This is a genomic window from Arsenicicoccus dermatophilus, assembly GCF_022568795.1.
Lineage (GTDB): Bacteria > Actinomycetota > Actinomycetes > Actinomycetales > Dermatophilaceae > Arsenicicoccus > Arsenicicoccus dermatophilus.
In genome coordinates, this window is sequence record NZ_JAKZHU010000001.1 from 1,691,913 (window position 1) to 1,702,395 (window position 10,483).

Consider the following 10,483-nt stretch of genomic DNA (forward strand, 5'->3'; position numbering starts at 1 on the left):
GCGCCCGCCGGCGACGACGGCCGGTCTCCGAGCCCGCAGGAGCGCTCAGAGGCGGGCACGGATCGCGGCCCCCACCTGGCTGGTGCCACGGGGCTCGCTCCCCCGGCTCGCCAGGTCCGCGGCCACGGCCTCGGTCACCCGGTGCGCCTGGTCGGGGAGCCCGACGTGGTCGAGCAGCAGCGCCGCCGACAGGATCGCCGCCGTGGGGTCGGCGATGCCGCGACCGGCGATGTCCGGGGCCGACCCGTGGACCGGCTCGAACATCGACGGATTGGCCTGCGAGGGGTCGATGTTGGCCGACGCGGCCAGCCCGATGCCGCCGGACACGGCCGCGGCCAGGTCGGTGAGGATGTCGCCGAAGAGGTTGTCGGTGACGATCACGTCGAAGCGGCCCGGGTCGGTCACGAGGAAGATCGTCGCCGCGTCCACGTGCAGGTAGTCCACGGTCACGTCGGGGTGATCGCCGGCCACGGCCTCCACGATCCGCCGCCACAGGTCCCCGGCGTGGACGAGGACGTTGTGCTTGTGCACCAGGGTGAGCCGGCGGCGCGGGCGCTCGGCGGCGTGGGCGAAGGCGGCCCGGACCACCCGCTCCACGCCGTACGCCGTGTTGACGGAGACCTCGGTGGCGATCTCCTGCGGGGTCCCCACGCGCAGGGCGCCGCCGTTGCCGACGTACGGCCCCTCGGTCCCCTCGCGCACCACCACCAGGTCGAAGCCCTCGGGCGCCACCCGGTCCAGGTCCAGCGGGCTCGTGGCGCCCGGGAACAGCCGGGACGGCCGCAGGTTGACGCAGTGGTCCAGGGCGAACCGCAGCGGCAGCAGGACGCCCCGCTCCAGCACCCCGGACGGCACGGTGGGGTCCCCGATCGCGCCGAGGAGGATGGCGTCGTGCGCGCGCAGCGCGTCCAGGTCGTGCTCGGTGAGCGTCTCGCCGGTGGCGTGCCACCGGCGGGCCCCGAGGTCGTGCTCGGTCGTGGCGAGCGTCACGCCGGCGTCGGCGGCCACGGCCTGCAGGACCAGGACGGCCTCGGCGACCACCTCGGGGCCGATGCCGTCACCGGGGACGATCGCGAGATCGAGCGAGGTCGGCGGGGTGGGAGCGGGCACGGCGGGGTCAGCGTCCCTCGTCGGTGCGGCCCTGCTCACGCAGGTCCATGGACTCCTGGAGGGCACGGCGGATGGCGTTCTGCTCGTCGGACATGGCCCCAGGATGCGCGATCATCTCTCCTGATGGACGACCAGTCTCACCTGGTGGTCACCGGGCGACCTCACGGTGGTTCTCGTCCGTCCGCCGGGTCCAGCCCCGGGCGTCCAGGTGCTCCAGCAACGGTATGACGACCCGCCGGGTGGTCCCCAGCGTCTGCCGGGCGGCGCTGGTGGTGAACGGCTGCGGCAGAGCGGCCAGCGACCGCATGGCCAGCGCCGGGGCCTTGGGGAGCAGCACGATGTCGTCGACGAGGCGCACCACCCGGCCGGCGGCCTCGGCGGCGGCCAGCTCCCGGGCGCCCAGCCCCCACTCGTCGAGCTGCCACCGCTCCGGCGCGGCGAAGGGGTCCGCGCCGAGCTGGGCCTCCAGCGCGCACATCCCGGCCTCGGCGTCCCCGAGGGTCGGCACCAGCCCGCGCCGGCCCAGCCGCCCCTCGGAGCTGTCGAGCCCGGCACCATCCGCCATCGAGCGCACCAGCGTCAGGTCGGGCAGGTCCAGCTGCCGCCGGGCCTGCTCCAGCGGGAGCCAGGGGTCCATGGGGTGCTCGCGCTCGCGGGCCATCGCCAGGCGCCGCAGCTCGGCCACCCCTGCGGCCCAACGGTCCTCGTGGACCAGCCAGTCCCCCACCCGCAAGACCCCGGCGAGCTCGCCGCGCACCTCGTCGGGGTCGGCCCCCAGCACCGCCAGGTCCTCCGGGTGCATCAGCCCGCGCCGGCGGACCTCGGCGACCACGTCGACCCCCTCCCGGGCGTCGACCAGCACCTCGGCCCGGCGCCGGGCAGCACCACGGCGCTGCAGGGCGGGCGGGTCGGAGTCGAGCACGGTGGCGCCGCCGAGGACCGACTGCCGACCCGGGTCGCGCAGGATGAGCCGGTCGCCCGCCTGCAGCGGCAGCTCCTCGGGCAGCCGGAGCCGGACGAAGCGGTCCCCCAGCGGCCGGACCCGGGCCGCCCAGGCGCCGGCGCCCACGTGCACCATGACCTCGCCGGGCAGCTCCTCGGCCGCGCCCGTCCCCAGCTGCACGTCCAGCTCGCGGGTCAGCCGCCACGCGCCCGGGGTCAGCAGATAGCTGCCGCGCGACACGTCGGCGGTGGCCACCGCGCGCAGGTTGACGGCGACCCGACCCCGCGCCGGAAGGGTGGTGAGGTCCTCGCCCAGCGACTGCAGCCCGCGCACCCGCACCTTGCGGCCGCACAGCTCGAGCTCGTCGCCGACGGAGAGCGTCCCGGAGCCGAGGGTGCCGGTGACCACCGTGCCCGCCCCGGCGACGGTGAAGGCCCGGTCCACCCACAGCCGGACCCGGCCGGTCGGGTCGGGTGCGGGGAGCCGGGCCACGAGGCGCTCCAGCGCCGCCCGCAGCGGGTCCAGTCCCTCGCCGGAGACGGGCGAGACCGCCACGGCCTCCACGGCGCCGAGGCTGGACCGGGCGATCCGCTCCCGGGCCTCGGCCAGGGCTGACGTCGGGTCGGCCAGGTCGCTGCGGGTCACCGCGAGCAGGCCGTGCCGCAGCCCGAGGGCATCCACGGCCTCGAGGTGCTCCTCGCTCTGGCGCCGCCAGCCCTCGTCGGCGGCCACCACCATGAGCACCGCCGGAGCCGGCCCCAGGCCCGCGAGCATGTTGCCGATGAACCGCTGGTGCCCCGGCACGTCCACGAAGGCCAGGCGATCCCCCGACCCCAGCGTCGCCCACGCGAAGCCCAGGTCGATGGTCATCCCGCGGCGCCGCTCCTCGGCCCAGCGGTCGGGCTCCATGCCGGTCAGGGCGCGCACCAGCGTGGACTTGCCGTGGTCGACGTGGCCCGCGGTCGCGACGACGTGCCTCATCGGGCACCCTCCCCGAGCTCGGAGGCTTCGGCCGGCCGGTCGGCGTCCCCGAGCTCGGCCACGACGGCCCGGACCGCGGCGGCCACCACGTCGAGCCGGTCGTCGGGCAGGCAGCGCACGTCGAGCAGGGTGTGGCCGCCCTCGACGCGGCCGACCACGGGGGTTCGCCCTCGGCGCAGCCGAGCGGCATACGGCTCGGGCAGGCGCAGCGCCCAGCCGGGCAGGTCGAGCCCGGGCGCCGACCCGCCGCCCACGCGACCGGCCGAGGGGACCACCTCGGCCGTCGGCAGGTCGACGAGGGTCCGGAGCCGTTCGGCGCGCTCGCGCAGGGTCGACGAGGGCGCGTGCAGGTCCTCGTACGTCGGAGTCCGCGGCGCCTGGAGGGTCGCGGCGAGGGCCGCGAGGGTCAGCTTGTCGGCCCGGAGCGCCCGGTGGAGGGGGTGACGACGCAGCCGCTCGACGACCTCCGCGGGACCGAGGACGATCCCGGCCTGGGGGCCGCCCAGCAGCTTGTCCCCGCTGCAGGTGGCGACTGCGGCACCGGCCCGCAGGGCGGCCGCCGCGTCGGGCTCGTCGGGCAGCAGCGGGTCGGGCCGCAGCAGCCCGCTGCCGGTGTCGGCGACGACGGGCAGGCCCAGGGTGGCGAGCTCGGAGACGGTCGCCTCGCTGGTGAAGCCCTCGACGCGGAAGTTGCTGGGGTGCACCTTGAGGATCGCGGCGGTCCGGTCCGTGAGCGCCGCGGCGTAGTCCCCGAGGCGCGTGCGGTTGGTGGTGCCGACCTCGACGAGGCGCACGCCGGTCGCCTCGACGAGCTCGGGGATGCGGAAGCCGTCGCCGATCTCGACCATCTCCCCGCGGCTGACGAGGACCTCCCGACCCCCGGCGAGAGCGACCGCGGCGAGGGCGAGCGCCGCCGCTCCGTTGTTGACCACGAGGGCGCCGCCGGCCTCGGGGACGGCTCGCAGCAGGGCGTCAACGGTGCGCCGGCCGCGCCGGGTGCGGGTGCCGGTCCGCAGGTCGAGCTCGACGTCGGTGCTCCCGGCCGCGGTGACGACGGCGTCGACCGCCGCGGGGGCGAGCCGGGCGCGGCCGAGGTTGGTGTGCAGCACCACTCCGGTGGCGTTGAGGACGCCCGAGGGCGCAGCACGCTCGGTCAGCAGCGCGGCCGCCGTGGCGGCGACGGCGTCGGGGGCGACCTGCCCGGCCCGGGCCCGGTCCTGGGCGTCGTGGACGGCGGCGAGCACGTGGTCCCGCGCGTGGCGGGCGAGCGCCCCGGCGAGGAGCGGGGAGGCCAGCAGCGTGTCGGTCCGCGGGATGCGACGCCGGGGATCCTCGGATTCCGCGCTCATGGTCAGACCCTACGACGTGGTCGTCGCCCGACCGCGGCTTGCGGCCCGGATCGATGCATGGCGTCGGGCGCCGGTCGCCCTTGCCCCAGGGCTCCCGGCCCGGTGACCACCACATCCGGCCGGATTACTACAATCTGTCACCTCTAATTACTCTCTGAAGTTATCGTGGGGGCGATCCGCCCACCACCCCGCAGAGGACCGCATGCTCCCGACGCCCCCCGCCCGACGCGCCGCCGGCGCGCTCGCCGGCGTCGCCGCACTCGCCGCACTCGCCGTCGCGGTGAGCGGGTGCGCCACGAGCGCCGCCACGTCCACCACGCAGGGCATGGCGCCCCCCGCCCAGGCCGGGCGCACCGCCGCCGTCACCCCCCTGCCGATCCCCGAGGCCCCGGCCAGCCCCACGCTGACCCCGCCCGCTCCCCTGCCGACGGTGGCAGCGCCGCCCGCCCCGCTGCCCGAGTGGCCCACCCGCGGTCAGGTGGCCACCTGGTCCTGCGACCGGGTCGTGCGGGCCGTCAACGGCGCCGCCGCCCGCTGCCTGGCCGCGGGCGACCCCGCGCTGCAGGCCCTGTCCGTCGACGGCGAGTCCACCGTCGGCCTCACCGACGACGACCAGGTGGTCTACGTCCAGCGCGGCATGAGCTCGCTGGACACCTACCTCGTCGCGATGCACGAGCGCGGGCACCAGGAGCTGCGCCAGCGCTGCTCCACCTGGGCCTGCGGCGACGTCCTGGTCAGGCGGATGGGCACCACCCGCTCCGGGTGGAACGAGGGCCCCTACTTCGACCGGGTCGTCGAAGCGGCCGCCTCGACCTGGGCCCGCTGCCACGGCGCCGACAACGCGCGCTACGGCTACCGGCTCAGCTGCCAGGACCTCGAGCGCGCCTTCGCCGCCGAGGCCACCGCCCGGGCGGCGTACGTCCGGGACAAGACCGTCTTCGACACCGCGTGGGCCGACTACCACCAGGCCTACGAGCGCTATCGCGACGCCGTCGCCAGGGCCGCGAGCTCGCTGCCCTGACCCGACCGGCGGCGCACCGCCGCTGCCGACCCGACCCCCACCCGCCTGCCCCGACCCCCGACCCCCGACCCCCGAAGGACGATCGTGACCCGCCCCCGCCTCCTGGCCGCCGCCCTGGCCACGCTCACCACCCTGGGCTCTGCGCCCGCAGCCTCCGCGAGCCCCGCCCCCGGCTCGCCCGTCGCCCGGTCCACGGCACCTGCCGCAGTGCCCGCCGCGACACCCGCCGCCGTCCGGCGGGTCTATGCCCCCGGCACCTCGATCAGCCAGCTCGACTCCACCCAGGTGCTCGTCGCCGACCGGGTCGCCGGCACCAAGGGCACCTGGGCGCGCTACTCCTGGAACGGGTCTCGCTGGATCAAGGTCAACGCGCCCGCCACCGCGGTCTTCGGTCGCGGCGGGGTCGTGCCGGCGGCCGCGCGGCGACAGGGCACCAGCACCACCCCGGCCGGCGCGTTCACGCTGGTGAGCGCCTTCGGCCAGGGGAACCCCGGGACGCGGATGGCCTACCGCACGGTGACCTCCTGCTCGTGGTGGATCCAGGACCCGCACGCCTGGGACTACAACCGCTGGCGCCAGTCCTGCGCGGTGCCGCGGACCACCGCCGCCAACAGCGAGCGCCTGGCCACCTACGTCGCCTCGGGGTTGTACCGCCAGGCCGTGGTCATCGGCTACAACTACTGGAACGTGCGCCGGTACGGCTACGGCTCGGGGTCCGGGATCTTCCTGCACCACGCCCGCAGCTACACCGGCGGCTGCGTGGGGATCGACAACATGGCCGAGCTCACCGCGACGGTCCGGTGGCTGGACCCGCGCCGGCACCCGGTCATCGTCGTCAAGGCCTGACCCACCCGGCCCCGGACCCGCTGCCAGGCGGTGTCCGGGGCCGGGTGCCAGGTCTGGCGGAGGCGGACGGGAATCGAACCCGCCTACGACGGATACCGCCGTACAACGGTTTTGAAGACCGCGAGGACCACCAGGCACCTGTACGCCTCCACCACCGAGAGTACTCGCGTCGGCACGGGGACCGGGCCTACGAGACCTACCTGATGACCACGAGCGGGCAGCGACGCCGGACATCCCCGGAGGTCGAGGGACGCTCCTCGATGGCCGAGGCCGAGCTGGTCGACGCAGTGCGCAACCACGGAGTCACCCGCTGCAGTCGTTAGATTGACGGTATGACGACACCACCTCCGACCCCGCCTCCGGCGCCGCCGTGCGCCTCACCCAGACCGCCCACGGCGGGGGGTGCGCCTGCAAGATCCCGCCGGGCGAGCTGGAGGACGTCGTGGCGGGTCTGCGCGGGGTCACCTCGCCGGACCTGGTGGTGGGGCTGGACGACGGGGACGACGCGGCCGTGGTGCGGATCGGCCCCGGCCAGGCCGTGGTGGTGACGACCGACTTCTTCACGCCGGTGGTCGACGACGCCTACGACTGGGGGCGGATCGCTGCTGCCAACGCCCTGTCGGACGTCTATGCCATGGGCGGGCGGCCGGTCGTCGCCGTCAACCTCGTGGGCTGGCCCCGGGACTCGCTCCCCCTTGAGCTGCTGCGCGAGGTCCTGCGCGGCGGGCTCGACATCGCCCGGGAGGCGGGCTGCCCCGTCGGCGGCGGCCACTCCATCGACGACCCCGAGCCGAAGTACGGCCTCGCGGTCACCGGGCTGGTCGACCCGGATCGCCTGCTGCGCAACGACCGGGCGCGGGCGGGCCTGCCCCTCAGCCTGACCAAGCCCATCGGCGTGGGCCTGCTCAACAACCGCCACAAGACCACCGGGGAGGTGTTCCCGCAGGCGATCGCCTCCATGGTGGCGCTCAACGCCGAGGCCGGGCGGGCCGCGGTCGCCGCGGGCGCCGAGGCTGCCACGGACGTCACGGGATTCGGCCTGCTGGGCCACCTGCACAAGATGATGCGCGCGTCCGGCGTCACGGCGCGGCTGTCCGCGGCCGGCGTCCCGGTCCTGGAAGGGGCGCGCGAGGCGCTGCGCGACGGCTACGTCAGCGGGGGCACCCGGCGCAACCTGGACTGGGTGCGTCCGTCCCTGGACGCCACGGTCGACGAGGACACCCTGCTCCTGCTCGCCGACGCCCAGACCTCGGGCGGCCTGCTGGTGGTGGGCGAGGTCCCAGGCGCCCCGGTGATCGGCGAGGTGGTCCCCGCTGTCGACGGGGTGACCGTGCAGGTGCGCTGACGGGCGGCGGCTCGCCGCAGCCGGGTCGTCCTGCCGCCGGCGTGGGTCAGGTGCGCTCGGCCAGCCAGGCCGCCAGCGCCTTGTCGAACTCCGGACCGTTGTCGAGACCGAGCGGCGAGTAGACGTCACCATGACCGGAGGATGTGGCCCGGTGGGTGGCTTCCAGGGCCGCCGCCAGTCCCTTGCGGTCGACGGCGAAGGCGAAGGCCGCGTAGGCCACGGCGTAGGCGTCCCGCACCGCGGGGTCGTCCCCCGTCCAGAAGTCCACGTCGTCGGCCGCCTTGATCCGGGCGGGGAAGGCGTCCGCGGCGTCGGCGAGGATCCCCTCCTCGAGCTCCGCGTCCCCGTCGAGCTCGGCCCACTGGCTCATGCCCTCGACCGTCCAGCGGGCCGTCGGGTCGGAGGCTCCCCACAGCCGCGTCAGCAGGGCGTGGACGGACTCGTGCCGGATCGTCGCCTGGGCCTCGTCGTCGTCCTCGGCGAACACGTCGGCAGGCACGAGGATGCGGCTGGCCGAGACCTGCCCGTCGCCCAGCGGCCGGTGGAGCTGGTCCCGGGCCAGCAGCGGCACCGTCGCCGCCCCGAAGTCGGCCTGGGGCGTGGTGCGCACCCCACCGAGGTAGTCCATGAACCGGCCGTGCGCACCGTCGACGATCCCCACGAGCAGCCCCTCCCCCGCCGGGAGCCGCACCCCGCCCTCGCGCAGCAGCTGGGTGGTCCGCAGCACCCCGGGCTCCAGGCCGTGCAGGGCCTTGCGGCAGCGGGCGGCGGACCACGCGGCGGGCGTGAGCAGCCCCATGCCCCGACCGGGGGTGTAGCGCACCGGGCCCTCGTCCCACAGCTGCGGATAGGCCCCGAGATATCGCTGCCGGCTGCGCGGGTCCTCGTCCTGCACCCCCGTCCACGCACCGAGGACGGTGTCGCTGCCGTGCCGCACCAGGGGCGCGGCATACCACTCCTCGGACAAGGCCCCGTCCAGTCCCTCGACCTGGTGCAGGTAGGCGAAGACCCAGGGCTTCCCCGGCGCCGGTGGCTCCTCGCCGTCCACGCCCGACACCGGCACCACCCCGTGCATCGTCATCGGGACGCTGCGGACGGCGTCGAACCACCGCCCGGCCACCGGCTGCGCTGCCGGGGCGAAGGAGCGCAGCAGCAGCGCCCGGTCCGCGGTGCGCAGCGCTGCGAAGACCTGCTTGGACAGGGCCACCGCCGCGTCGGTGCCCTCGAGCCCGGCACCCGTCGTCGCCGCCGGCGCCCCGAAGCTGCCGAAGGTGCCCCCTGCTCCCGTCGAGGAAGGGGCGCCCGGCCCGCGCTGGGAGCATCCGGCCAGGGCGCCGACACCGGCGAGCACGAGCAGGCTGCGGCGTCCGATCGGCCGTGACGGGGACATGGACGCCACTCTAGGCCGCAGGCAGGCCAGCGGCCCCGCACCTGGTGAGACAGGCGGGGGCCGTCGGGACGCTGCGCTGCGCGCGGCAGCGGTATGCCGGGATCAGGCGCGCGGCATGACCTTGCGCGGCGCCTTGGTGATCAGCGGGATCACGGCGCCGACGAGGGCGACGACGCCGAGCGTGGTGTAGGCCAGCGTGTAGTTCTTGCCGTCCCCGATGAGCTGGGCGGCGAGCAGCGGACCGACGACGCCGCCGATGGACCAGGCGACGAGCATCAGGCCGTAGATCCCGCCGGCGTACTTGGTGCCGAAGAACTTCCCGGCGGTGGACGGCATGGTGCCGAAGGCCCCGCCGTAGCAGGTGTAGACGATCGCGGCGAGGATCGCGAAGGTCACGGCGCTGGTGGCGTGCGGCAGCGCGACGAGGGCCAGCCCCTCCAGGACGAGGATCCCGATGAAGGCCGGCATCTTGCCGATCTTGTCCGAGACGGCGGCCCACAGGATCCGGCCGGCGCCGTTGAACAGGCCCATCATCCCCACGAGGGCGGCGGCGCCGGCCTTGCTGAAGCCCGCGATGTCGGTGGCGCTCGCGGCGGCCACGGAGATCAGCGAGATGCCCGCGACGACGGCGAGGGTGAGGATGGCCGTCAGGAGATACCACTGCGGGGTGCGCAGCGCCTCGGCCTGGGTGAACTGCGTGACCTGGTCGGTGCTGGCCTGCGGGAGGCCGACCGAGCGGGCCGGGGTGCCGACCGGCGACCAGCCCTGCGGCGGGTTGCGGAACATCGCGGCGCCGATCAGCCCGGCGACGAGGTAGGCCAGGCCGAGCCACAGGAAGGGCGCGGTGGGGTGGGCCGGGTCCTTCTCGATCATGGCGGTGGCGAGCGGGGCGGTGATCACGGCGCCGAAGCCGAAGCCGCCGACCGCGATGCCGGTGATGAGGCCGGCCTTGTCCGGGAACCACTTCTGCAGCATGGCGATCGGGACGATGTAGGCCATGCCGAGACCGAAGCCGCCGATCACGCCGTACCCGAGGACGAGCAGCCACAGCTGGCCGGCGTCGCGGGCGAAGGAGCTGAGCATGATGCCGAGGCCGTAGAGCACGACACCGACGAGGGCGACGGTGCGCGGCCCCCGCTTGTCCTGCAGGCGGCCGGCGAGGAAGGACGCGACGAAGATCATCGCGACCGCCGTCTCGAAGGGGACCGCCGCCTCGGTCTTGGACAGGTGCAGCGCCGAGGCCGGCGCCTGCAGCGCCTTGCCGAAGACGCTCCAGGCGTAGACCGCGCCGAGCGCGAGCTGCACGAGGACGGCGCCGACCAGCAGCAACCAACGGTTGGGCACCCGGTCGTGGGCGAGCGCCGGAGCCCCGGCTGCGGTGGACGAGCTCATCGGAGGGCTCCTTGTCGGTCGGCCGCGGCGCTGCGGGCGCGACGGTCAGGTGGGTGGGATCAGGTGGGACAGGCCGGAGCGTATGCCGGACGGCCACGGACCAGCA

The 10,483-nt window shown here is 75.4% G+C and carries 9 protein-coding genes and 1 tRNA gene; 3 read left to right on the top strand and 7 right to left on the bottom strand.

All coding sequences use genetic code 11. From position 1 onward, the window contains the following. Window positions 1-45: 45 nt before the first annotated feature. The 4 genes from MM438_RS07915 to selA are packed head-to-tail and all read right to left on the bottom strand — an operon-like array spanning window position 46 to window position 4,383. Window positions 46-1,110, bottom strand: a complete 1,065-nt coding sequence (locus MM438_RS07915) for a 3-isopropylmalate dehydrogenase (RefSeq protein ID WP_241451947.1) — start codon at window positions 1,108-1,110, stop codon at window positions 46-48. Between the two features lie 7 nt (window positions 1,111-1,117). Next, on the bottom strand, window positions 1,118-1,225 hold the full coding sequence (locus MM438_RS07920) for a 3-isopropylmalate dehydrogenase (protein WP_241451948.1): 108 nt from the start codon (window positions 1,223-1,225) through the stop codon (window positions 1,118-1,120). A gap of 33 nt (window positions 1,226-1,258) precedes the next feature. Next, complete coding sequence (gene selB, locus MM438_RS07925; RefSeq protein WP_241451949.1) at window positions 1,259-3,034, bottom strand: selenocysteine-specific translation elongation factor; 1,776 nt, start codon at window positions 3,032-3,034, stop codon at window positions 1,259-1,261. After that, entirely contained in the window at window positions 3,031-4,383 is a 1,353-nt protein-coding gene (selA, locus tag MM438_RS07930) for an L-seryl-tRNA(Sec) selenium transferase (protein ID WP_241451950.1), read from the bottom strand. Before selA ends, selB begins: the two co-directional genes overlap by 4 nt. Before the next feature lie 202 nt (window positions 4,384-4,585). On the opposite strand from selA, the gene MM438_RS16295 reads away from it, so the two are divergent. Further along, entirely contained in the window at window positions 4,586-5,404 is an 819-nt protein-coding gene (locus MM438_RS16295) for a hypothetical protein (RefSeq protein WP_277627941.1), read from the top strand. Between the two features lie 84 nt (window positions 5,405-5,488). Then, window positions 5,489-6,250, top strand: a complete 762-nt coding sequence (locus MM438_RS07940) for a L,D-transpeptidase family protein (RefSeq protein WP_241451951.1) — start codon at window positions 5,489-5,491, stop codon at window positions 6,248-6,250. A gap of 54 nt (window positions 6,251-6,304) precedes the next feature. Here MM438_RS07940 and MM438_RS07945 read toward each other — a convergent pair. Next, window positions 6,305-6,400: transfer RNA gene (locus MM438_RS07945), tRNA-Sec, on the bottom strand. 220 nt (window positions 6,401-6,620) lie between these two features. On the opposite strand from MM438_RS07945, the gene selD reads away from it, so the two are divergent. Further along, window positions 6,621-7,595, top strand: coding sequence for a selenide, water dikinase SelD (gene selD / locus MM438_RS07950; RefSeq protein WP_241451952.1), 975 nt, complete (start codon window positions 6,621-6,623; stop codon window positions 7,593-7,595). Between the two features lie 46 nt (window positions 7,596-7,641). On the opposite strand, the gene MM438_RS07955 is transcribed toward selD, so the two are convergent. Both MM438_RS07955 and MM438_RS07960 read right to left on the bottom strand, forming a co-directional pair. Next, window positions 7,642-8,985, bottom strand: coding sequence for a hypothetical protein (locus MM438_RS07955; protein ID WP_241451953.1), 1,344 nt, complete (start codon window positions 8,983-8,985; stop codon window positions 7,642-7,644). Between the two features lie 102 nt (window positions 8,986-9,087). Continuing rightward, entirely contained in the window at window positions 9,088-10,377 is a 1,290-nt protein-coding gene (locus tag MM438_RS07960; RefSeq protein ID WP_241451954.1) for an L-lactate MFS transporter, read from the bottom strand. Window positions 10,378-10,483: the final 106 nt, after the last annotated feature.

Coding starts and splice junctions, on each gene's coding strand:
- MM438_RS07960 (WP_241451954.1), bottom strand. CDS start 10,377: ATGAGCTCGTCCACCGCAGCCGGGGCTCCGGCGCTCGCCCACGACCGG.
- MM438_RS07920 (WP_241451948.1), bottom strand. CDS start 1,225: ATGATCGCGCATCCTGGGGCCATGTCCGACGAGCAGAACGCCATCCGC.
- selB (WP_241451949.1), bottom strand. CDS start 3,034: ATGAGGCACGTCGTCGCGACCGCGGGCCACGTCGACCACGGCAAGTCC.
- MM438_RS07955 (WP_241451953.1), bottom strand. CDS start 8,985: ATGTCCCCGTCACGGCCGATCGGACGCCGCAGCCTGCTCGTGCTCGCC.
- selA (WP_241451950.1), bottom strand. CDS start 4,383: ATGAGCGCGGAATCCGAGGATCCCCGGCGTCGCATCCCGCGGACCGAC.
- MM438_RS16295 (WP_277627941.1), top strand. CDS start 4,586: ATGCTCCCGACGCCCCCCGCCCGACGCGCCGCCGGCGCGCTCGCCGGC.